Below are 22,408 nucleotides of genomic sequence, written 5' to 3' on the forward strand. Positions count from 1 at the left end.
ATGCACAGACAGCTTAGCTTTGATCTTCCCGCCAAGCCGGCGTTAGGGAGAGATGACTTTTTTGTAGCGCCATCGAATGCAATGGCGGTGGCGATGTTGGATGCAAGTTTCAGCTGGCCAAGCGGCAAACTGGTGCTAAGCGGCCCTCGTGGCGCTGGCAAAACCCATCTGGTGCATGTCTGGGCCAGCCAGTCCGGTGCGCGCATCATTGCCGCCACCGATCTGACCGAAGATAAGGTTCCCAATTTGGCCAGCGGTCCGGTGGCTGTTGAAGACGTGCCCAACATTGCCCGTGATCCGCAGGCCCAAGAGGCGCTGTTTCACCTGCACAATATGGTGCTGGCGAATGGCCATGCACTGATGCTCACAGGGCAACCCGCACCGAACCTATGGGGTCTGACATTGGCGGACTTGCAAAGCCGGGTGCAGGCAGCAACCCATGTCGCGCTTGAAGCCCCAGACGACGCATTGCTGGCTGTGGTACTGGCGAAACTATTTAATGATCGCCAGATCATGCCCAAGCCCGATGTCATCCCTTATCTGGTTGCCCATATGGATCGTTCTTTTGAGGCCGCCGCGCAGATTGTTGAACAGATGGACGAAATATCGCTCTCCGAGGGCCACACACTGTCACGCCCTTTGGCCATTAGATTGTTGTCACAAAATCAATACGAAATGAGTCTAGAATCGGACCCAAAGGATGATTGACCCGCGACAGCTGATTTCGCATCCTATGCCCACGACGACCTGGGGAAGATCATGAACGTGTCACCGGATCCTACTGCTGAGTGGGGGCCATTTGAGCGCCCGCTGTTTGAAGACCCTGGTGCCCGTGCCTTGTCACGGGTTGGCGTGGTGGATGTTGGGTCAAACTCTGTCCGCCTTGTGGTGTTTGATGGGGCCGCGCGCAGCCCAGCCTATTTCTACAACGAAAAAATCATGTGTGCCTTGGGGTCTGGCTTGTCGGAAACCGGCATGTTGAACCCAAAGGGGCGCATTCGGGCTCTATCGGCACTGCGGCGTTTTCAGAACCTGGCACAGGGCATGGGTCTGCCGCCGCTGTCTGTGGTGGCAACCGCCGCTGTCCGGGACGCAAGTGATGGGCCCGATTTCTGCAACGACGTATTGCGTGAAACCGGGCTGAAAATCTGGGTCATCGACGGCCGTGAAGAGGCACGCCTGTCTGCGCAGGGTGTTTTGCTGGGATGGCCCGGCTCGTATGGGCTGGTCTGTGATATCGGCGGTTCGTCGATGGAACTGGCTGAAATTCAGGAGGGGCGTGTTGGCAAGCGGGTGACCTCTTCGCTGGGACCGCTGAAGCTGCGCGAACTGCCTGGTGGGCGAAAGGGCCGCAAGGATCACATCAAGCAGGTGATCCATGACCTGAAGGAAAAGATGGGGCCGCAAAAGGACCGCCTGTTCCTTGTTGGGGGCAGCTGGCGCGCCATCGCCCGCATCGATATGGCCCGGCGCGGATATTCACTGAAAGTTCTGCATGAATACCGGATGACGGCGCAAAGTGTGCGCGACACCATCAAATATATCGACTCACAGGATTTGGAAACTCTGCGCAACGCCTGTGGCCTGTCCTCCGCCCGGATGTCGCTGGTGCCTTATGCGGTGGACGTTCTGGCCCGGCTGGTGCGCACCTTTAAGCCCAAGGATATCGCTGTTTCCAGCTATGGCATCCGTGAGGGGCTACTGTACGAACAAATGCCACAGCGCCTGCGCAAGCGGGATCCGCTGGTTGAATCCTGTCGCTTCGCCGAGGCCAAAGATGCGCGCATGCCCGGCTTTGGCAAAACCCTGTATAATTTTGTACTGCCACTGTTCAAATCCAGCCCTGACACAACCAAGCGACTGATCAAAGCCGCCTGTCTGCTGCATGACGTCAGCTGGCGCGCCCACCCTGATTACCGGGCCGAAGTCTGCTTTGATAATGCGACCCGCGCCAATCTGGGCGGGCTAAAACATTCCGAGCGGGTTTTTCTGGGGTTGGCACTGCTTCATCGCTATCGCAACAAACGCGAAGGCACGCCGTTCCAGGATCTCTATGAGCTGCTGGATGAAAAGGGCCGCCAGGAGGCCGAAATACTGGGTAAGGCGATGCGGTTTGGCGCCATGCTGATGGTGTCTCAGGATGGAGATATCGGCAAGCTGAAGTGGCAGCCCCGCAAAAGGATACTGTCTCTGACCCTGCCACGCGACATGGAGCCCCTGTTTGGAGAGGTGGCCGAAGCGCGGCTCAAATCGCTGGTGAGTACACTGGGGGCCAAGGTTACGGTTCAGGTCCGCGACTGATCAAATATCAGTTTGCCCGTCGGTCTGCGGCTGCTGTTGCGGTTGTTCTTGACCAGGTTTCTTACGGATGATGATATCCCCATTGGGGAGGATCTCGGGCATCTCGTAAGCACTCCAATCTTCAACCTGATTGGCAATCTCTGCCAGCGCGGGCCCCATTTCGCTCAGGAATCCCTGCATCGAGGGCCCCAGCGTTTCGGCCAGTTGGCGCATGTCATCCAGTGTTGGAGCCATTTCCTGCCGCAGCCCTTCCCAGAACAGCTCTAACCCCTGTTCCATCAGGCTGGGATCCTGATCCTGGTCTTGGGCAACTGCGGGCAGTGCAATCAATGCTGCAAAAGTAAGAGGTAAAATCTGTTTCATTCGATCAATATAGGCTGGTTGGTTGCTGATTTTAAGTCAGATCAATGTCTAAACAGACAGGAAAATGATCGGACGCCGTCAGTAGTGCTTCGCGCAGGTCGGCGTTGTTGTAACAGTCTCCGTCCTCAAACGGGTGCCAGATCCGCCAGCTGGGTGCAGAGTTCATCAATCCTGGCGACACCATCACGTAGTCCAGCAGCGCACGGAAATATCGCTTGGTGGTAGCGTTGTAGAACCGCGAAGTGCTGGGCTGAACACTGGCTCGGGGCTTCATCACCTGACGGGCGTGTGGATCCATCATGTCATCGCCAATCACAATCTCCACCGTTGAGCGACCAAACAGCAACTCGTATTCATCAAGACCGGGGCCGTCGTTCAGATCTCCCATCACAACCAAATCATCACCGGCGCTCAGGTGTTGATCCACGCGGCCGCGCAACCAGATCGCCTGCGCCAGTTGTTTACGCCGGTTGGCAATTGAAAGCCGGGTCACCGCATCCGCATTTCGCGCACCATGTGGCGCCTTTGATTTCAGATGGGCGCCAATCAGACGAACGGCACGCCCAGTGGCTGTGGTTACTAAAAGCTCCAATGGTGGTTTGGAGAAAGTCACATGATCCAGCTTGGCGTCGACATCGAGATCAATTTTGAATGTTCCATCAAAACGCGGGGCCTCGCTGCTTTCCAACGGATCATGTCGCGCCTGCAAAGCATCGGGGTCATACAACAGGGCAATTTCCTGCTGAGTATCATTGGTAAACCCCATAATAGCGCGGCGCGCCCTGATCCCTGCCCTCTCGGCAAAGTTCTCTAACGCCTTTACCGTGCTTTGCTGGCGGCCAGAATTGGGGGCCTCGATGACCATGACAGCATCCGCATCAAAGGCCTGAAACACATGTGCCAGCGCATGTCCCTGAGAGTAACGATCGACCCCATGTCGCCCTGATGGCGCCTGATCCAGGATCAATTGATCCTTCTCATCAAACAGCGATGCAAACCACTCGACGTTATAGCTGACAAGCCGCATATTTTGCACATCCGTTGATTTGATCCCAGGCGCGGTTGATATCAATCATCCGCTTCTCAGCCAGACGGACCGCCTCTTCCGGCACCCCGCGTGCTATCATGGCATCGGGGTGTGTCTCACGAACCAACTTGCGCCAATGTTTACGGATCTCGTCGCGCGGCATGTCAGGGTTCACCCCCAATATGGTAAAGGGATCCTGAGGTGCATCAGGTACAAACCGCGCCCGAAGCGCCCGGAACTGCGTAAGATCCAAACCAAAGATCAGCGACACCTCGCGCAGGAATTCGTTCTCATTGGGGTGATAAAACCCATCTGCCATAGCAATGTGAAACAGGCCCTCCATCAGGTCAGACAGGGTTGTGGGATCTTCAGCAAACATTGCCTGGATCCGTTGGGCATATTCGCGGTAGCCCGCCACATCAGTACGCGCCATGTTAAACACTTTTGCGGCGCCTGCTTCATCTCCGCTGGCAATCTGGAAGACTTCACGAAAAGCGGTCACCTCGTCACGCGTAACCTGTCCATCCGCCTTGGCCATCTTGGCCCCCAGTGCAATTACCGCAATGGCAAAGCCAACCGTTTTTTCCGGCGATCCGCGCAGGTGATCAAACACCTGAGACAGGTTTTCCCCCTTTGCAAGGGCTGCAATGGCTTCTGATATTCGGGCCCAGAGTGACATGTGTTTACTCTAATCCTTTTTGTCAAAACTGTCAGGTTCGGCTTGCGAGCGGGGAGGCAGGATTTTCTGCATCAGGACTGTCCCCAGCCACTGGTCATTTTTGCGTCCAACTTCGGGCAGATGACCCACTTCACTGTATCCCATCGCAGCGTGAAATTTCAAACCAGCAGGGTTGGCACTGCTGACCCCAGCCACAAGCACATGAAGCCCGGCCTGAGCGGCGACATCTTCAAGAGCCAGCAGCAGCGCGCGACCAATACCACTCCCCTTTGCGCTGGAGACCAGATGAATGGTATGTTCCGCTGTATAGCGATACCCAGGCCCCCCGCGAAATGCGCCGTAGTTGGCATGCCCAACCACTTGTCCATCCAACTCGGCGACAAGATACCTGCCCGCTTTCTCTGCAATGTCTGCGCGCACCTGAGAAGTGGTCTTTTCGAGTGTGGTGAAGGTCACCAATGTATCGCGTACAAGTGCATTGATGATATCGCAGATTGCACCGGCATCTTCGGGCTGTGCCGGTCGGATGATCATTGCAGGCTCCTCACCCCATGAGGGGTATCAAAGGTAGCTTCGAATCCAGCCTCACCGCGTTCATAGGCGACCCGGTCATCGACCAGTGGCAATTGGGTTTGCAGCTGATCCACATTAGGGTGGGATATGGTCAGTCGCTTCAACTGACATCCTTGCTGTATCAGGTTTGGAGCCGGATGCGCGCTGTGCCATTCAATCAGAGCTGGGAACATATTGTCATAAGGCAGAATTCCATCGTCAGGCACTGCCATATCCCAGCGCAGGTCGCCACGGGTCAAGGCAACAGGCGCCCCTGCCCCCTTTGGCAGTTCAGCTAACTCTTTTGCCATATCTGCGCAGCGGCAGATCCAGTTACTGATGCGGGGCGCACCGGAAAACCGGTCCAGATCAAACCAACAGGGACTACGCTGCGGCGTTGCATTTGGATCAATTGCGATCGCCTCCAGATACAACCCGTCGGCAAGACCCAGAAGATAGTTATGGGTGCCAAACATGGCGTGTTGCCCCCCCATCTGCAACGGAACGCCTAGCGCCTCTTCCACATGGGCCTTCGCCGCCTCAAGGCTTTCGCCCGCCACTGCCAGATGATCCAGTTCCATCACACGCTCCTGTTATTAGCGTCACCTTAGCCGCGAAAAGACCGGGGGCAAGGTGATAGTTCAGGTGAGCGAAGGGATGCCAATATGCCGAACTTTGGGGCAATTATGCGGGTTACAGCGCCCGCATGAAAATCTGACTGGCCAAAACGACAACCACAGTCCCGGCGAAGATCTCAAGAGCCGCAGCGGCCCGCAGCGCACCGGTTCCCTGCATCTGTGCCAATGTCCCTTTTCGCAGGGTAACCACGGCCACCGCCATAACAACTGTAACCAAAGCCGTTCCCAGCCCCATGGCAAAAGCTCCGGCAATACCAGCCCACAATATCCCCATACGCCAGGTGAGCAGCAGTAGAAACACCGCCCCAGTACAGGGTCGGATCGCCACCGCACCTACAATCGCCACTGCATCGCGCCAAGAGGACATGTTTGCGGCTTCTTCTAGCGTTGGTCCATGCCGGTGCCCGCAGGTCGCACACTCCCCCCCATCTTCCGGAGCATCATGATCGTGATGATGGCCATGGGGTTCGGCTTGCCAGGTCCGGAGCAAGCGGCGCCCCCCCCGCAACAAAAGCCAAAGGCCAACGAGGGCAATCAGCCCATAAGAAACCGGCGCCAACACATCCTCTGCGGCACTTGTCAGCTGCTCGCGGCGCCAATCAAACAGGGACAGACCGCCTGCCACCAACAGTACCGCTGTTGCGGCCTGTGCCAGCGACGCTGTGATTGCCAGCCCGGCCAACCGTAACATTGGGACCGGCTTACCCAGACCATAGCCGCCGATCACCAGTTTTCCGTGGCCTGGTCCGGCTGCGTGAAAGAAACCGTAACTGAAACACAATGTTAGCAGCGCCATAAGCGCCCCGGGTTCCCCTGCGCGCAGAGACCGCAAACCGCGTGCCATTGCGTTTTGCACCTGTCTTTGGCTCTCGGCTGCCCAAGCAAGGAACGGCTCAGCACCTCCCATGAACCAAAAATAAACAGCGGCAATGGTAAGACCTATCGCAGCGATCAAAGCAATCCAGCGCATAGATTTACTCACAGCTCAGCCGCACAACATCTGCAAAGGCTTCGCCAACTTCCGGATATGCATCATTCGTCTGGCTGGCTGGCATTGAGTAGAGCAGCTCTTCAACCATGCTATACGCAGCATTCAGATCCGGCGGTGTGATTTCCCCCTTGCAGTCACCACTGACCTCCAACCCTTGGTTCAAAGTATAGGCTGTGTAATATGTTGGATCATAAGCTCTGAACACAACACCATCCGCGGAAACCGGCTGCGCCAGCTCTCTGCGGTGACGGGTGGTGATCTGACCATTGGAGACTTCTGTCAACAAATGTTCACCTGCCCCGAGGGCCAGCTTCACACCGTTGTTCGTCAAGTAACTGTCACCTTCATAACCTTCGCTCCACTGCAGATCGAACCCTTGTAATTTATCAAGTTCTTGCTGTGTCAACTCGCCGTCAAAGTCAGCATCCAGCGCCAGATCTTCGAAGATCAGCAAGGAATAAAATTCATCATAGGCCCAGGTGATTTCCACTGCTTCCAACTGCCCTGCATTTGAGATGATCACCGTTAGCCCGGTGTTGACAAAAATATGCGGGTGCGCGTTGCCCCCTACAGGAACCAGTGCAAAAGCGGTAAGAATAGGCAGGGCATGTTTCATGCAACAATCTGTAATGCGTGGTCAATCTTGCAGCAAGAGCTGCCCGTAGAACAGAAAGATTTGCGCAAATGTATGCCTGCGCGATGCAGGGTGATACAGGGACAACCTGTTTTTCCATACAAATTGCCTAAAACGCCAGTGAACTGCCCTTTTTCTGATTTTAGAGGAGTTTGATATGTCGGATGAATTTCCAACCACTAAAGCAGGGAAAGTTGAAATTTCATCACGTTAGTTTTCCGGGTGTTGGCCGGAAAAACTTGACCAGCCGCCGAAGTCTTTGGCCAAAATGCAAAAGCTGGGCACACACTATGAAAAGCTAAAGAAAAACCGTTCAAAAACCAAAATACTGATCAAAATCAAAGAAATAGAAGTAACAGCACAGGACCTTGGCAAAGAAGTTACCAAAGCTGCAAGCGGCAACAAAAAATTCATAGCAAAATTCAAGAAGAACATGGGATTGGTAACGACGTTGGCACAAAACCAGGCCAAGGCGATGGCCGGTTCAGGGAACAAAAGCACAACTATTTGGGAAAAGAACCTCGCAGATTCTGTCATGGATAAGCTTGAGGCAGATATCAAGAAAATTAGCGGCTTTAAGCTTGGGGCTTGCGTTGCCAAGGTTCGCATTCCCGAAATTGTTTTGATTGAGCTGGAAGACAGGAATGCAGATACTCAGATGTAGCGTGAGCTTGACAAAGTTCACCAAGCATTTGGCAATCAGTGCGCCAAGGAAATCGCAAGCTACGCGATGAACATCGAGCAGAAAATGACGTCGCTCAAAGGCTCCATCAAGGCGTTAGAAGTGGCCTGTACCAATGCCGCCAGCAAAGTCACTTCTGAGCTGACCCTCAGCCTTTTGAACGGTGCCTTGGGTATCGATGTCCTGCCGACGATCAAGAAGGCACTTGATGACTTTTCGGACGTCTCAAAGAACAAATCTCTGTCTTATACCAGATTGCAACAGAAACAGGCCGACATCATTAAAATGATGGAGAAATTGGAAAAGCTGAATAGTCAGTTGAGCAAATCGACGATCAAGAAGGCTGAGTTGAAGAAGAGCAAAACTGGGCGAAGCATTGTCAAATTAGAGAAGAACTTTGAACAATTGCTCGATAAAGCGCACAAATCGGCGGAGCGGATCAGCAAGGCAGAAAACGAGCTTCCAAAGTTGAAGAAGCAACTTCTGTTGCTGAACAAAAATCCGACTGCCCTAAAGGTTGGCGCTGGACTAATGCGAACTGCAGGTTCCTTGGTGTGGTCTATTGGTGGCACGGTGGATGCGAGTTTTGTAAAGAACAGCGCTGAACAATCCGCAGCGCTATTTATGAACTCAATGGCGATTCTTCAGGACATTGAGGACGCGGTGATCGACCATATGTAGGTGTTGAGGCCTCTTTGCCCCTGCAGCACGGACAAAGGCGTTGATCTTTAACCCGTTGTGCGGGCTATGAAAATTCGGATGAACCGCCCGCATGTCCAGTACTCACAGCCAAATCACTATCGACCAGACAGCAGCGACAAAGGTTGGATAGAATGTCCCGGCAAAACCAAGTGCGCGCAGAGGCGGCGATGCCAGGTAGCCAATCCAAAACAACATGCGCATCAGGGTAAAGCCAAGGCCAAGTGAAATGGCGACGGCCCCACCCAATGTAAGGGCAACAAAAGGCCAAATCGCCAGTGCCAGAGCCAACTGTTCAACGGTATTGGTCAGTACCCGCTGCGCGATCTCTTCCGGCGAGCCATGGGCAAACGGCTCGCCATCTATAATTGCGTCGTCAAAAAACCGCCGCTGTGCCAGAAACCCGACTACTGCGACCAGAAACAGGCCCGGCGTCAGCAAGGCAGCAGGTAGTGCAAGGGGCGCTGGAATGTAACCAAAGCCCAACCATTGTGGCCCGCCGACCAGCAGCAGCCCCCAAAGGCCACCGCCGATCATTCCAAGTGCGATCTTGCTGCGTTTCCCCATCAGGTTCGGGTGGCGCGGATCAGTTGCAAGATATCCTGTGCCGCCTCGGGAATATTGGTGCCGGGACCAAAAATCGCCTTTACGCCAGCATCATACAAGAACTGATAATCCTGTTGCGGGATCACCCCGCCGCAGATCACCAGAATGTCGCCCGCGCCTGCGTCTTTCAACGCCTGCACCAATTGAGGGGCCAATGTTTTATGACCCGCGGCCTGACTGGAAATACCAATCACATGCACATCGTTGTCGATTGCATCCTGTGCGGCCTCGGCCGGGGTTTGGAACAACGGCCCCACATCCACATCAAAGCCGATGTCGGCAAAAGCTGTGGCAATCACCTTAGCGCCACGGTCATGACCATCCTGACCCATCTTGACCACCAAAAGACGTGGGCGTCGGCCCTCTTCCTCGGCAAAATTTTCGATGTCTTTTTGAATGGCGGCAAAGCCTTCGTCGCCCTCATAAGCCGCACCGTACACACCAGCCAGAGTTTTCACCTCTGCGCGGTGACGTCCGAATTCTTTCTCCATTGCCATCGAAATCTCCCCCACTGTGGCCCGCGCGCGTGCTGCCTCAACCGCGGCGGCCAACAGGTTGCCCCCCTCATTGGCGCAGGTGGTCACAGCCTCCAGAGCCGCCTCACAAGCAGCAGTGTCACGCGTGGCACGGATCTGTTCCAGACGCGCAATCTGACTGTCTCGCACAGCCATGTTGTCCACATCCAGAATTTCGATTGGGTCTTGTTTGTCCAACTGATACTTGTTGACACCAACAACCACCTCATCACCACGGTCCACCATCGCCTGCCGTTTGGCAGCGCTTTCTTCGATGCGTAGTTTTGGCATCCCCGAGGCCACGGCCTTGGTCATGCCGCCCATATCCTCGACCTCTTTGATCAGCTCCCAGGCTTTGTCAGCCAGCTCAGCCGTCAGGCTTTCGACGTAGTAAGACCCGGCCAGTGGATCGACCACATTGGTAATGCCAGTTTCTTCCTGCAGGATCAGCTGAGTGTTGCGCGCTACACGAGCCGAGAAATCGGTCGGCAGGGCAATCGCCTCGTCCAGGGCATTGGTGTGCAGCGACTGGGTGCCGCCAAGGGCAGCCGCCATCGCCTCGTAAGCCGTGCGGACCACATTGTTATAGGGGTCCTGTTCCTGCAGCGACACGCCCGAGGTCTGGCAATGGGTGCGCAGCATTTTGGAGCGCTCAGATTTGGCGCCAAATTCCGTCATGATGCGGTGCCACAGCAAACGCGCGGCGCGCAGTTTGGCGGCCTCCATGAAGAAGTTCATGCCAATGGCAAAGAAGAAAGAAAGTCGGCCGGCAAATTTGTCGACATCCATTCCGGCCTTAATCGCGGCGCGCACATATTCGCGGCCATCAGCCAATGTATAGGCGAGTTCCTGCACCAGATTGGCACCGGCTTCTTGCATGTGGTAGCCGGAAATCGAAATCGAGTTGAACTTGGGCATCTCGTTCGAGGTGTATTCGATGATATCGGACACAATCCGCATCGAGGGTTCCGGAGGGTAGATATAGGTGTTGCGGACCATGAATTCCTTGAGCACGTCATTCTGAATGGTGCCGGCCAATAGCGATTTGTCATGGCCTTGCTCTTCACCAGCGACGATGAAACTGGCCAGAATTGGGATCACTGCGCCGTTCATGGTCATCGATACCGAGACCTTATCCAGCGGGATACCATCGAACAGAATTTTCATATCTTCGACAGAGTCGATGGCCACACCGGCCTTACCAACATCGCCTTCTACCCGCGGATGGTCACTGTCATAGCCACGGTGTGTCGCCAGATCAAACGCAACAGAGACCCCCTGCTGGCCTGCGGCCAGATTGCGGCGATAAAAGGCGTTGCTCTCTTCGGCGGTCGAGAAACCGGCATATTGCCGGATCGTCCAAGGGCGGCCAGCATACATCGTGGCCTTGACGCCACGCGTAAAGGGGCCGGTGCCGGGCATTGATCCCATATGGGGCAAATCAGCCGTGTCTTCTTCGGTATAAATCGGCTTGACCTCGATCCCTTCGAGGGTCTGCCAGTTCAGATCATCAACGGCACGTCCGCGAAGCTCTTTTTCAGCCAGTGCCCGCCATTCGTCTGTCTTGGTCGTCATGGGGTCTTCCTCTTGTCAGGTCTGTCTGGGCCGGGTTCATGCCCTGCCCTATTTTGTCCGGATCTTGTTTCAGCTGCACCAGGCCATCACCGCCAGCGGCCAGCCACATCAGATCATCCGCATAGGTTTCGCGAAGAGCCGCAATCTGTGCGTCGTCAAAGGGTTGCCAGCGTCCCTGCCCTGTGGGCAGTTGATCCGCCACCGAAGACTGAAGCTGCGTGCGCAGCTCTTCCAAATGCGGTGTGGCATTCAGGCGGATACGGGCATGTGCACGTGGCATGTCCTGACCTATCATCGCCGAAAGCTGCGTCTCAGGGCGGCCCCCAAAGGTTTCAAACGGCATCGCCCAGATACGGGCACCGGGAACAGCACAGGCCACATCGGTCAGCACATCCCGCCAACTGCGGGGGGTGTCTACCAGCCGGTCCAGCATTGCCGCACTGGGCACCCGGTGACCACGCGACACGCCATAGGCAAGCGCAGAGGCCCAATAGGTTTCCAGGCTGCGTAGGTTCACAACCACATCCGTGACGCGCCCATCAAAGGCCTGAGCAAACCGCGCCATCCGTTCGCCGACACCGCAATAAAGCGTACCAAGGCGTAGATTTTCGCGCACCGTACCCATCATATTTTCGTCAGTGATCAGCAGGTGATCCAACCCAAGATCCATGCTGCGGGTCATATGCATCTGTACCCGCCCAATGGCGCGACGATGCTGGTCGCGACCTGTGGCAGCTGAAGGTGTTGGCAAAATACCGTTGAACAACCCATTACGCGTGCGATGTGGGCCCCAGAAACCAATATTCTGCTCGTCCAGTGCCTCAGAATTTTGACGCAGATATTCCTGAAAGCTGGTGGTGGCGCAGCGATGTGCCCCAATATGCAAGAAAACGTTCATTGCTTTGCCCGTCCTATGGCCACTGGCCACGCGGTGCAGCCGATTTGAAGAAAACTGCACGCACATTACCTGCAGCCCCTCTCAAACCGATTAACGAAGATTGAGTTTTTCCAAGATCGGGCCATTTCCCCCATCGCATTCTGCGCAGGGACGCATATATTCAACAGGACAGGAGACATTATGAAACCATTCCTTGCCCTTGTTCTGGCGACCTTTCTTCCGGCCTCTTTGGCGGCGCAAGATGCCGCAGAGACTGTGACCCCGGCGTTGATCCAGCCCGGAAGTGATAGCGATCTTAGCGAGTTTCTGTGGAAGAATCGCCCCGTCGTGGTCTTTGCCGACAGTCCGGATGATCCACGATTCCACGAACAGATAGAGCGCCTGTCACAGGGCGCCGAGGCGCTGTTTGATCGTGACGTCGTGGTTTTGGTGGATACCGACCCCGCCGCCGCTTCAGTGTTGCGCCAAAAGCTGCGGCCACGTGGATTTATGTTGGTGTTGGTGGGTAAAGATGGAGGCGTAAAATTGCGCAAGCCAAGCCCGTGGACCGTGCGCGAGCTGAGCCGCACCATCGACAAATTCCCGTCGCGCATGCGCGAGGTTGAAGAACGGCGCGGCAGCTGAACCATCAGACTGTCCCCCGCGAGAAGAACAGCCGTTCGTTGCGTCGGTCCAGCACGGCCATCACATTGCCGTTCGGATCGAACATCAATACGGCCTCTGGATCTAAGAGCGCCCGAAGATAGGCGTTTTTGGTCAGCTCATCCATGCAACCCTTGCCCGCGACGCCAGACGACAGCACCCCTAGCCCCTGTGGCAGATCCTTCGTCATGATCTGTTCTGACACCGCATTCGGCGACAGGCCTTTGACATCAAACGCCACAGCCTCACCGCTTTTTAGCAACGTCATACCAGTGGCCACCGACCGGGCCTTGGATATCAACGAGGTGATCCGGACGCCTTCGACTTCGAACACGCCAGCGGTGCAGCTCATCGAGGATTTGAAATAGCTGGTATCCCCCAGAGAGACCCAGTCACCAATCTGAGCGCGCACTTCGTCTTCTTTGTCCATGGCGCAACCGGCCAGCCCGGTTAAAGCCAGCACCACCAAAACCGCTTTTGCGGTTCGGCGATATGATTGCGCCAAGGTCATATCTTATTCGAACTCCATGATCACGTCGTCCACTGCCAAACTGTCACCAGCGGAGGCGTTAACCTTGGAAACGGTGCCCTTCTTCTCAGCCTTCAGGATGTTTTCCATCTTCATTGCTTCGACGGTGCAGAGGGCTTGGCCTTCTTGAACTTCATCCCCCACCTGCACCGCGACGTTGACGATCAGGCCAGGCATTGGGCAGAGCAACAGTTTCGAGGTGTCTGGTGCGACCTTCTCGGGCATTAGCTTGGCCAGCTCAGCCTGACGCGGGGTACGCACGTGCACCTTCATGTCTGCGCCGCGAGACCGGATGCGGAAGCCACCGGGGATTTTGCCGACCTTCAGCACCAGCTTTTCGCCATCTACGTCAAGATCAGCCAGTTGATCGCCGGGGGTCCAGCTGCTGGTGACCCGTTTCTCGGTGCCGTCGGCAAAGACAATGGTTGACCCATCGTGGTCTGCGTCAATTGTCATCGCATAGTCTTCCCCCTGCAAGGACACCACCCACTCAACACCAACACGGCGTTCGTGGTTGTCCATGCGGCCCGAAACACGTGTGCGACGAATTTCAGCAACTCGGTGCATGGCGGCGCAAGCAGCTGCAATACGCTGCAGTGCCTCCGCTGGCAGTTCAACACCTTCGAACCCATCGGGGTACTGTTCTTCGATAAAGGCGGTGGTCATTTCACCGGCGATAAAGATCGGATGGTCCATCACTGCGGACAAGAATGGCAGGTTGTGGCCAATGCCTTCGACCTCAAATCCATCCAGCGCATTGCGCATGTGTTCGATTGCCTCACCCCGGGTTGGTGCCCAGGTACAGAGCTTGGCAATCATCGGGTCGTAATACATCGAAATCTCGCCACCTTCATAGACGCCGGTGTCGTTACGTACGACGTGGCTTTCTTCGACCACCTCAAATGGCGGGCGATAGCGGGTCAGGCGTCCGATAGAAGGCAGGAAGCCGCGATATGGATCTTCGGCGTACAGGCGGTTTTCGATCGACCAGCCGTTTAGCTTTACGTCGGCTTGCGCGATGGTCAGTTTTTCGCCATTGGCCACGCGGATCATCTGTTCAACCAGATCCACGCCAGTGATCAGCTCGGTCACCGGGTGTTCCACCTGCAGGCGGGTGTTCATTTCCAGGAAGTAGAAGTTTTTGTCGCCATCGACAATGAACTCCACGGTGCCGGCGCTGGCGTAGTCGACTGCCTGGGCCAGTGCCACGGCCTGTTCGCCCATCGCCTTGCGGGTGGCCTCGTCCAGGAACGGGCTTGGCGCTTCTTCCACTACTTTTTGCTGGCGACGTTGGATCGAGCATTCGCGCTCGCCCAGATAAATGCCGTTGCCATGGCTGTCACAGAGCACCTGAATTTCGATGTGGCGCGGTTGGGTGATGAATTTCTCGATGAAGATCCTGTCATCACCAAACGAGTTGGCAGCCTCATTCTTGGAGGACTGAAACCCTTCGCGGGCCTCTTCGTCGTTCCAGGCAATCCGCATGCCTTTGCCACCGCCACCGGCCGATGCCTTGAGCATCACTGGATAGCCGATCTCTTTTGAGATTTTTACCGCTTCGTCCGCGTCGGCAATCAGGCCCATGTGGCCCGGAACCGTCGAAACGCCAGCCTCTTTGGCGATTTTCTTCGAGGTGATCTTGTCACCCATTTTTTCAATTGCCCCAACTGGGGGGCCCACAAAGGCGACGCCTTCAGCGGCCAGTGCCTCGGCGAATTTCGCGTTCTCAGACAGGAAACCATAGCCGGGGTGCACCGCCTGCGCGCCGGTTTTGCGGATGGCATCCATCACCTTATCGATCACGATGTAAGATTGGTTGGCTGGGGGTGGGCCGATATGCACCGCCTCATCCGCCATCTGCACATGCAGCGCCTGCCGGTCTGCATCCGAATAGATGGCGACGGTCTGGATACCCATCTTGCGCGCGGATTTGATAACGCGGCAGGCGATCTCGCCCCGGTTGGCGATCAGGATCTTGTTAAACATGGGCAGTCCTTTGTCTTCGGGATGTCGTAACGCAACTCACCGCGTTCCGGCGAAGGGCCGGACGCGGTGAGTGCGAGGTGTTCGAAACAGCGATAAGAGGCTGGTGGGTCAGCCAGGCAACGCCAGCAAAAGGGCTAGCAGTTGCGAGTTTTGGTGTTGCAATAGATAAGGTTTGAAGCCACGCCAACGGCGGCGCCGGTAAGCGGGTTTGTATTAAGCAGCACCGAGCCAAGAGCCCCTGCGCCTGCGCCAATTGCAACCTGCTCCCCAGTTGTGCTGCCACAGGCCGCCAAGCCTGCACAAAGCCCAAAAACGAGCGTGATTTTACCTGCCTGCATTGTTGAATTCCCTTCTGCTGAGGTTTTGCTTCGACAGTTGTCAAAGCGCCTGGCACGCGGGCATTCAAGGCTAGCAAGTCTACGCCGGTTTTTTGCGCAAATAGATGCCGAAACAGCGGCTTGACCCGGCGACATCCCGCCGCCCACCGTTGAGAGATATAGGCAGACACAGCAGTGGCGCCAATCACACGGGATCTGGCCACCTGCGTGCCTGCCCAGCGTTGATTTATGAGCCGTGCCTGCAACATCTTACTGTTTACTCCCCAAACACGTCGGGAAAGGACAATTGCGCTACACGAAGGTCCAGAACCAGTAGAGCGTCATAGCTTTCGGGATCAAAGGGATCTTCGGCAGCCAGAATTTCACGTTCGAACAACCAGCTGATACGTCCGGCATCCAAGTTGCCGCGTTCAAAAGGTTGGTCGCCAAAGTGTTCCCACAGGGCCTTGATAAACCCGGCATCCGCACGCCGGTCAGCCGGGCGGCGGTCATGATAGCGTTCACGCCGGGAAAGTGCCGTCACCCCTTTGGGATTAGGTCGGCGAATGGTGTATTGGAAATCTGTGCCTGGCAGTCGGCCAGGGAATCCGCGATGTTTTAGCATTGGAGCGCCTCCAGCCCGGCGCCGCGCGGATGATTGGGGACCGACCGCAGGGCCGGGCCCCAAGTTTTGTTATTTGTATTTGCCAGTATAGGCCGGCTCAACCGAGATGGGCTCTGGGTCGACGATGACAAATTCTTCTTCTTGCTGCGTACAAGCAGCGATGGCGGCCAGCAGGCCAACCATTGCGAATAGTTTGATGCTCTTGGACATTTCTGTCTCCTGTTTGAACAATTGAAACCAGCGCGGCGTTGAGCCATTACCAGTTTCGACCTCATAGAATGGACAGCAAAATTGCAGCCCGCGCCAATGATAGCCGGAATTTCAACCAGATTACATCCAAATAGGGGCATCACCGTGGCATGTGACCGCAAAGCCGCAACATTCCGCCGAGACGGGACCTGCATCGCAAGATATTGAGGAGGCATCAGAACTCCTCCCATATGCAGCGATTGCCATCGGGCGTGTAGCTCTCAAAAAACTGGGTGGCATCTGCATCCTGCGCACCAAAGGCCACCGGACGGTCCATCAGCGATATGACCACCCGCGCCGGGGTGATTTCATGGCTGGTCAAATAGGGCAAAGCCAGCGCGTCACAGAGATAGTCCATATCCGGTCCGGCCAGATCATAGCTGACACTGCCGGTGTCACGGGTGATCGCAGGCGCAACAAAGCGGAACCGCACCCACAACTCGCCCGGATCACTGTCGAGCAGCACCTCCGTCAGGGTAACGTCCTGACCTGATGGTACGGGAAAGACTTCAACCGCATGGGCAGGATTGATGGTGAGCAGCAGGGCAACTAGATATCCGCAGCCCCACCCCCCAAATTGGCGGGCTCCTCCGGGTGGGGCTACTGGCGCAGCACCATCGGCGCGCGCTGTTCTATCTTGGCTGAAGCGGATCATGGTGTAGGTGTGTGGCTCATGTCAAATGTTGATGTGTGGTTGTGCGAAGTTTTTGTAACGCCGGGAGAACCGGAGCCCATATCTGGCAGCAAGAAATTGCGAGTGGAGGTCATACTGCGGCCTCTTCTACGTTTCTCAAGTTGGCTAGGGTTTCGTCCTCAAACTTCCAATAGTCCGGCCCCGCAAGCGTTTTCCAATTGCGTCCAGTTTCGCGTGCAACAATCAACGCACTCTGGCTCAAACTCATTTGTTCTCCGCGAAAAACGACATTGTTGCCCGGTCCAACGGTACAGATAGTGTCATCATCAAAAACTGAGTGTAATTGAGAACCTTCTACGACTGACACCATATCAAACGTGAACCTGGGGCGTCGCGAGCGTGCTCGTTCCAACGCTCGCGCATCATCATGATCTCCGATGACGTCTTCACTTGGCGTAACATCTCTAAGACCAAAAGCTTTGAGAATGGCCGTAGGCTTATCTGGGGATATCCGAAAAAACTCTCTTCGTTCCCTCACTCGATGATCTCCAAAGGCAACGTGAAGCGCCTTCTCCGCGGCAATAGCGCTTTCCACTTCCCAAGCAGAGAAACACTCAAAAGGAAGAGGTAGCCCCGTTGTGTCAAGCTCCTTCATCCGACGTTCAACATCAGACGAAGTGAGCCCGATTTTAACCAGACCAGGCATTGCTTGATTGATTAGAACATAGACGACATCTACCATCAGGACGGTTCCTACAGCGGAATATTATCGTGTTTTTTCCACGGGTTTTCTAGCGACTTGCCCCGGAGCGAAGCAAAGGCGCGCGAGACGCGGCGGCGAGTGGAGTGCGGTTGGATCACTTCATCGATGAACCCACGCTCAGCCGCGACAAATGGATTGGCAAAGCGATCTTCATAGTCGGCGACGTGTTCAGCGATTTTATCGGCGTCATCCAGATCAGCGCGATGGATAATCTCGGTGGCCCCTTTGGCCCCCATCACGGCGATCTCCGCTGTGGGCCAGGCATAGTTGAAATCACCACGCAAATGCTTGGACGACATCACATCATAGGCTCCGCCGTAAGCTTTGCGGGTGATCACGGTGACCTTGGGCACGGTGGCTTCGCCATAAGCAAACAGCAGCTTTGCGCCGTGTTTGATGACGCCGCCGTATTCTTGCGAGGTGCCGGGCAGGAAGCCGGGCACATCCACCAGCGTCAGGATCGGGATCTCAAAGCAGTCACAGAACCGGACAAAGCGGGCCGCCTTGCGTGAGCTGTCAATGTCGAGGCAACCGGCAAGAACCGTGGGTTGGTTGGCAACAACGCCAACGGTCTGGCCCTCGAGACGGATAAATCCGGTCAGGATGTTCTTGGCAAAATCTTCCTGAATTTCGTAGAAATCGCCTTCATCCGCGACCTTGTGGATCAGCTCTTTCATATCGTAAGGGGTGTTTGGATTGTCCGGGATCAAGGTGTCTAGACTGTCCTCGATCCGGCCCGGTTCATCAAAGAACGGACGCACCGGGGGCTTTTCACGGTTGTTCAGCGGCAGGAAGTCGACCAGACGGCGGACTTCGGCCAGCGCCTCCACATCGTTTTCAAACGCGCCATCCGCCACCGAAGACTTCTTGGTGTGGGTCGAAGCCCCGCCCAGCTCTTCGGCTGTGACCGTTTCGTTGGTGACCGTTTTGACCACGTCGGGGCCGGTCACAAACATGTAAGATGTGTCTTTGACCATGAAGATGAAGTCGGTCATTGCTGGGGAATAGACTGCACCACCGGCACAGGGACCCATGATCACTGAGATCTGCGGCACCACTCCCGAGGCCATGACATTGCGCTGGAACACTTCGGCATAGCCAGCCAGCGAGGCAACACCTTCCTGAATGCGCGCACCACCAGAATCATTGATGCCAATCACCGGTGCGCCGTTTTGCATCGCCATGTCCATGATTTTGCAAATCTTTTGCGCATGGGTTTCTGACAAGGAGCCGCCAAAGACTGTGAAGTCCTGAGAATAGAGATAAACCATGCGGCCATTGATTGTGCCCCAGCCCGTGATCACGCCATCACCGGCAGGGCGTTGTTTTTCCATACCAAAATCGGTGCAGCGATGGGCGACAAACATGTCGAACTCTTCAAAGCTGTCTTCGTCCAGCAGCAGTTCGATACGTTCACGAGCGGTTAGTTTACCGCGGGCGTGCTGTGCATCGATACGACGCTGACCGCCGCCCAACCGTGCGTCCTGACGGCGGTTTTCCAGCTCGGAAAGGATGTCTTTCATGGCCCATGTCCCCTAATGATTTAACGCGACCATATCTTGCGCCACACACGGACCCAAGGCAATAATCGCAAATTTGCAAACTCTATACATCCACCCTCCAGCTAACTGCAAATCAGCTAATAGGCATACTTAAGTTTTGACGCGCCATTGTCATGGACAATAGTGACCATGTGACCTAAGCCAGACCACATGCAGACTTCATCGCGCCGTTTTTTTAAACGCACCAGCCCGCCTCATATTTCGACACTGATCCTGTTGGCAGGCATATCTGCGCTGGGGATGAATGTGTTCCTGCCCTCCCTGCCGGGCATGGCGGTGTATTTCGAAGCAGACTATCGCCTGATGCAGCTGTCTGTTGCACTGTATCTGGCGGTGAACGCTGTGGTTCAGGTCATCGTTGGGCCGATCTCTGACAAAATTGGGCGTCGACCCGTCATCCTGGCGGGAATCGTGTTTTTCCTGCTGGCGACCCTTGGCTGTATCATGTCACCAACGGCCGAGATCTTTTTGCTGTTTCGCATGGCCCAGGCCGTTGTTGCCGTTGCCATGGTGCTGAGCCGAGCCGCTGTTCGCGACCTGTACGACGCTGACCAGGCCGCCAGCATGATTGGCTATGTCACTATGGGCATGGCCGTGGTGCCAATGATTGGCCCCGCCATTGGTGGCGCTTTGGATCAGGCGTTCGGCTGGACCGCCAACTTCTGGCTCTTGTTCGGCATGGGGCTGATAATCCTCGCCTTCACCTATTTCGACTTTGGCGAAACCGCTCACAAAAGCGGAAAGACGCTGGTGGCACAGTTCCGCGAATACCCCGAACTGCTCCGCTCCCCGCGCTTTTGGGGCTATTCGCTAGCGTCGGGCCTGTCATCTGGCGCGTTCTTTGCCTATCTCGGCGGCGCGCCTTTTGTCGGCACCGAGATCTATGGCCTGAACACTGCACAACTGGGCCTTTATTTCTCAGCTCCGGCCGTGGGTTATTTCGCAGGTAATTTCTTGTCGGGCCGATATTCGATGCGGATTGGCATCAACCGCATGGTGTTCTGGGGCTGTTGGATCAACGGAATTGGCGTGGCACTGTCGCTGGCGCTGGCCTTTGCTGGGCTCGATAACGTTTACACCTTCTTTGGCTTTATGACCTTTGTCGGAGTTGGCAACGGCATGGCAATTCCAAACTCAACCGCTGGTGCCCTGTCTGTCCGCCCACATCTGGCCGGTACTGCCTCGGGGCTAAGTGGCGCGTTGATGCTTGGCCTTGGCGCCGCACTCAGTGCCTTTGCAGGCTGGGTCCTGGGTGCGGGATCTACAGCAGTGCCGCTACTGGTGATCATGCTGGTTACCGCTGTACTTGGCATCACTTCGATCATGATGGTCATTTCACGCGAGAAGCAGTTAGGCCTGCAATAGCGCAGCGCCACTGCGACGCCCTGCCCCTTGCGGCTATGACTTTGCAATTCTACAGTTCAACGAAATCGGATTTGCAAAGGCACCCCAATGGCCCCTCAAAAACTCTATGCCGGTGCCAAACTTCGCGAGATGCGAACCCGGCTGACGCTGACGCAAAAGGATTTTGCCGCCAAGCTTGGGGTGTCTTTGCCTTATCTGAACCAGATGGAGAACAACAACCGCCCTGTCAGTACGACGGTAGTTTTGGCCTTGGCTCAGGAATTTGGCCTGGATGTCACCGAGCTTAGCAGCGGGGATTCAGAACGTTTGGTCAGTGATATGCGTGAGGCCTTGGCTGATCCGGTGTTTGCCGATGACGCGCCTCCACTGGCGGACTTACGCCTCACCGCCTCCAACGCCCCAGCGCTGGCGCGGGCCTTTCTGGAGCTGCACCGGGCCTATCGTCAAACCCACGAAAGGCTTGCCTCGCTGGATGAGGCATTGGGGCGCGAGGATTCCCGCATTCAAGCCAGCCCCTGGGAGGAAGTCCGCGACTTCTTTCACTACTGTGACAACTACATTGATGCCGTAGACCGTGCAGCCGAGCATTTCGCTGGCGGCGCTGACAGTCGCAGTGCGGCAATTTCCACGTTGCGGGATCTGGGCGTCACCGTGAAAGAAGTCGAAATGGATAGTCTGCGCCATTACGATGCCACCAATCGCACGCTGCAACTCTCCAACCGGGCAACGCCGCAAACTCAGGTGTTTCAATTGCTGTTGCAGGTCGCGTTACTGCGCCAGAACAAGTTGCTTGAGGCAACACTGGATTTTGCTCGCTTCAACAGCGCCGAAGCCCGTGCCATCGCCAAGATTGGTTTGGCCAATTATTTCGCCGGGGCAGCCCTGATGCCTTACGGCCGGTTTCTGGCCGCTGCGCGGGACTGCCGACATGATCTGGAACTGCTTGCTACCCGGTTCGGGGCCTCAATCGAGCAGGTCGCGCATCGGCTATCAACCCTGCAACGGCCGGGGTCCAAGGGCATTCCCTTCTTCTTCGTGCGGGTAGATCAGGCGGGCACCATAACCAAGCGCCACTCCGCGACACGATTGCAGTTTGCCCGTTTTGGCGGAGCATGCCCTCTGTGGAATGTGCACCGGGCGTTTGAAACGCCAGGTCGCTTCCTGCGTCAGCTGGCAGAAACACCAGATGGGATCCGCTACATTTCACTGGCGCGGGATGTCTCAAAATCTGGTGGGTCGTTTGGCTCTCCAGTGCGCCGCTATGCTATCGCACTGGGCTGCGAGCTGCGCCATGCCGATGCGATTGTCTATGCAGACAATATGGATGTGGATAACGAAAGTGCCTATGAGCCGATCGGGATTTCCTGCCGCATCTGCGAGCGCCAGCATTGCCACCAGCGATCAGTCCCACCGCTGGAACGGAAGCTAACCATCAACACTGACACGCGGGGCGTGCTGCCGTATGAGGTGAGCTGAAAGGCTGACCTCCTGGAAATTCAAGGTGGCCTTCCGAAGAAAAAGCAAAGCTCGGCCCGGCCTGACAGCCGGACCAAACAGTTTTTGAGCCAATTCATTG

25 protein-coding genes are annotated in these 22,408 nt (G+C 55.9%); 7 read left to right on the top strand and 18 right to left on the bottom strand.

Features of this window, described 5'->3' with window-relative positions; all coding sequences use genetic code 11:
• Together GO984_RS14170 and GO984_RS14175 are read left to right on the top strand one after the other, a co-directional pair.
• Positions 1-708 carry a P-loop NTPase family protein gene (locus GO984_RS14170; protein WP_138164800.1) on the top strand — a complete coding sequence of 236 codons (708 nt, stop codon included), beginning with the start codon at positions 1-3 and terminating at the stop codon, positions 706-708.
• Between the two features lie 51 nt (positions 709-759).
• Positions 760-2,301 carry a Ppx/GppA family phosphatase gene (locus tag GO984_RS14175; protein ID WP_157023177.1) on the top strand — a complete coding sequence of 514 codons (1,542 nt, stop codon included), beginning with the start codon at positions 760-762 and terminating at the stop codon, positions 2,299-2,301.
• Here GO984_RS14175 and GO984_RS14180 read toward each other — a convergent pair whose 3' ends face one another.
• From GO984_RS14180 to GO984_RS14210, 7 genes are all read right to left on the bottom strand, one after another.
• Positions 2,302-2,664 (bottom strand): hypothetical protein, encoded by a 363-nt coding sequence (locus GO984_RS14180; protein WP_157023179.1) that lies wholly within the window; start codon positions 2,662-2,664, stop codon positions 2,302-2,304.
• 31 nt (positions 2,665-2,695) lie between these two features.
• Positions 2,696-3,691, bottom strand: a complete 996-nt coding sequence (locus GO984_RS14185) for an endonuclease/exonuclease/phosphatase family protein (RefSeq protein WP_157023181.1) — start codon at positions 3,689-3,691, stop codon at positions 2,696-2,698.
• Positions 3,672-4,370 (bottom strand): molecular chaperone DjiA, encoded by a 699-nt coding sequence (locus GO984_RS14190; RefSeq protein ID WP_157023182.1) that lies wholly within the window; start codon positions 4,368-4,370, stop codon positions 3,672-3,674. Before GO984_RS14190 ends, GO984_RS14185 begins: the two co-directional genes overlap by 20 nt.
• Before the next feature lie 9 nt (positions 4,371-4,379).
• A complete protein-coding gene (locus GO984_RS14195) occupies positions 4,380-4,904 on the bottom strand; it encodes a GNAT family N-acetyltransferase (protein WP_157023185.1) in 525 nt (174 codons plus the stop codon).
• Positions 4,901-5,503 (bottom strand): VOC family protein, encoded by a 603-nt coding sequence (locus tag GO984_RS14200; protein WP_157023187.1) that lies wholly within the window; start codon positions 5,501-5,503, stop codon positions 4,901-4,903. Before GO984_RS14200 ends, GO984_RS14195 begins: the two co-directional genes overlap by 4 nt.
• Before the next feature lie 112 nt (positions 5,504-5,615).
• Positions 5,616-6,530, bottom strand: a complete 915-nt coding sequence (locus GO984_RS14205; protein ID WP_157023386.1) for a nickel/cobalt transporter — start codon at positions 6,528-6,530, stop codon at positions 5,616-5,618.
• 4 nt (positions 6,531-6,534) lie between these two features.
• The gene (locus GO984_RS14210) at positions 6,535-7,167 is read right to left on the bottom strand and encodes a DUF1007 family protein (RefSeq protein ID WP_157023189.1); all 633 of its coding nucleotides are present in this window, start codon (positions 7,165-7,167) and stop codon (positions 6,535-6,537) included.
• 286 nt (positions 7,168-7,453) lie between these two features.
• On the opposite strand from GO984_RS14210, the gene GO984_RS14215 reads away from it, so the two are divergent.
• Together GO984_RS14215 and GO984_RS14220 are read left to right on the top strand one after the other, a co-directional pair.
• Positions 7,454-7,849: a hypothetical protein gene (locus GO984_RS14215; RefSeq protein ID WP_157023191.1), complete on the top strand. Its 396-nt coding sequence runs from the start codon at positions 7,454-7,456 to the stop codon at positions 7,847-7,849.
• Positions 7,850-7,933: 84 nt separating this feature from the next.
• Entirely contained in the window at positions 7,934-8,548 is a 615-nt protein-coding gene (locus tag GO984_RS14220) for a hypothetical protein (protein WP_157023193.1), read from the top strand.
• A 102-nt stretch (positions 8,549-8,650) separates the two neighbouring features.
• Here GO984_RS14220 and GO984_RS14225 read toward each other — a convergent pair whose 3' ends face one another.
• Genes GO984_RS14225 through GO984_RS14235 form a run of 3 tightly spaced genes read right to left on the bottom strand, consistent with a single transcriptional unit; the run spans position 8,651 to position 12,160 of the window.
• Complete coding sequence (locus tag GO984_RS14225) at positions 8,651-9,133, bottom strand: MAPEG family protein (RefSeq protein ID WP_157023195.1); 483 nt, start codon at positions 9,131-9,133, stop codon at positions 8,651-8,653.
• Positions 9,133-11,262, bottom strand: coding sequence for a methylmalonyl-CoA mutase (gene scpA / locus GO984_RS14230; protein ID WP_157023197.1), 2,130 nt, complete (start codon positions 11,260-11,262; stop codon positions 9,133-9,135). The genes GO984_RS14225 and scpA overlap by 1 nt, the downstream gene beginning before the upstream one ends.
• Positions 11,225-12,160 (bottom strand): hypothetical protein, encoded by a 936-nt coding sequence (locus GO984_RS14235; RefSeq protein WP_157023199.1) that lies wholly within the window; start codon positions 12,158-12,160, stop codon positions 11,225-11,227. The genes scpA and GO984_RS14235 overlap by 38 nt, the downstream gene beginning before the upstream one ends.
• A 180-nt stretch (positions 12,161-12,340) precedes the next feature.
• On the opposite strand from GO984_RS14235, the gene GO984_RS14240 reads away from it, so the two are divergent.
• Entirely contained in the window at positions 12,341-12,784 is a 444-nt protein-coding gene (locus tag GO984_RS14240; protein WP_157023201.1) for a DUF4174 domain-containing protein, read from the top strand.
• Positions 12,785-12,788: 4 nt separating this feature from the next.
• Here the strand turns inward: GO984_RS14240 and GO984_RS14245 are convergent, their stop codons facing one another.
• The 8 genes from GO984_RS14245 to GO984_RS14275 form a co-directional block, all read right to left on the bottom strand.
• Positions 12,789-13,313, bottom strand: coding sequence for a hypothetical protein (locus tag GO984_RS14245; RefSeq protein WP_157023204.1), 525 nt, complete (start codon positions 13,311-13,313; stop codon positions 12,789-12,791).
• Between the two features lie 3 nt (positions 13,314-13,316).
• Positions 13,317-15,317, bottom strand: coding sequence for an acetyl-CoA carboxylase biotin carboxylase subunit (locus tag GO984_RS14250; RefSeq protein WP_157023206.1), 2,001 nt, complete (start codon positions 15,315-15,317; stop codon positions 13,317-13,319).
• 134 nt (positions 15,318-15,451) lie between these two features.
• On the bottom strand, positions 15,452-15,655 hold the full coding sequence (locus tag GO984_RS14255) for a hypothetical protein (RefSeq protein ID WP_138164814.1): 204 nt from the start codon (positions 15,653-15,655) through the stop codon (positions 15,452-15,454).
• A gap of 256 nt (positions 15,656-15,911) precedes the next feature.
• Positions 15,912-16,259, bottom strand: coding sequence for a hypothetical protein (locus GO984_RS14260; RefSeq protein WP_157023208.1), 348 nt, complete (start codon positions 16,257-16,259; stop codon positions 15,912-15,914).
• Positions 16,260-16,328: 69 nt separating this feature from the next.
• A complete protein-coding gene (locus GO984_RS23375) occupies positions 16,329-16,469 on the bottom strand; it encodes a hypothetical protein (RefSeq protein WP_167740349.1) in 141 nt (46 codons plus the stop codon).
• 214 nt (positions 16,470-16,683) lie between these two features.
• The gene (locus GO984_RS14265) at positions 16,684-17,163 is read right to left on the bottom strand and encodes a DUF6497 family protein (RefSeq protein ID WP_157023210.1); all 480 of its coding nucleotides are present in this window, start codon (positions 17,161-17,163) and stop codon (positions 16,684-16,686) included.
• Positions 17,164-17,272: 109 nt separating this feature from the next.
• Positions 17,273-17,884: a GIY-YIG nuclease family protein gene (locus GO984_RS14270; RefSeq protein WP_157023212.1), complete on the bottom strand. Its 612-nt coding sequence runs from the start codon at positions 17,882-17,884 to the stop codon at positions 17,273-17,275.
• Between the two features lie 11 nt (positions 17,885-17,895).
• Complete coding sequence (locus GO984_RS14275) at positions 17,896-19,428, bottom strand: acyl-CoA carboxylase subunit beta (RefSeq protein WP_157023214.1); 1,533 nt, start codon at positions 19,426-19,428, stop codon at positions 17,896-17,898.
• Positions 19,429-19,617: 189 nt separating this feature from the next.
• Here GO984_RS14275 and GO984_RS14280 point away from each other — a divergent pair, with 189 nt between their 5' ends.
• Both GO984_RS14280 and GO984_RS14285 read left to right on the top strand, forming a co-directional pair.
• On the top strand, positions 19,618-20,832 hold the full coding sequence (locus tag GO984_RS14280) for a multidrug effflux MFS transporter (RefSeq protein WP_157023216.1): 1,215 nt from the start codon (positions 19,618-19,620) through the stop codon (positions 20,830-20,832).
• A gap of 87 nt (positions 20,833-20,919) precedes the next feature.
• Positions 20,920-22,308 (top strand): helix-turn-helix domain-containing protein, encoded by a 1,389-nt coding sequence (locus tag GO984_RS14285; protein ID WP_157023218.1) that lies wholly within the window; start codon positions 20,920-20,922, stop codon positions 22,306-22,308.
• Positions 22,309-22,408 lie beyond the last annotated feature (100 nt).

The sequence above is a fragment of the Parasedimentitalea huanghaiensis genome, assembly GCF_009753675.1.
Classification (GTDB): domain Bacteria; phylum Pseudomonadota; class Alphaproteobacteria; order Rhodobacterales; family Rhodobacteraceae; genus Parasedimentitalea; species Parasedimentitalea huanghaiensis.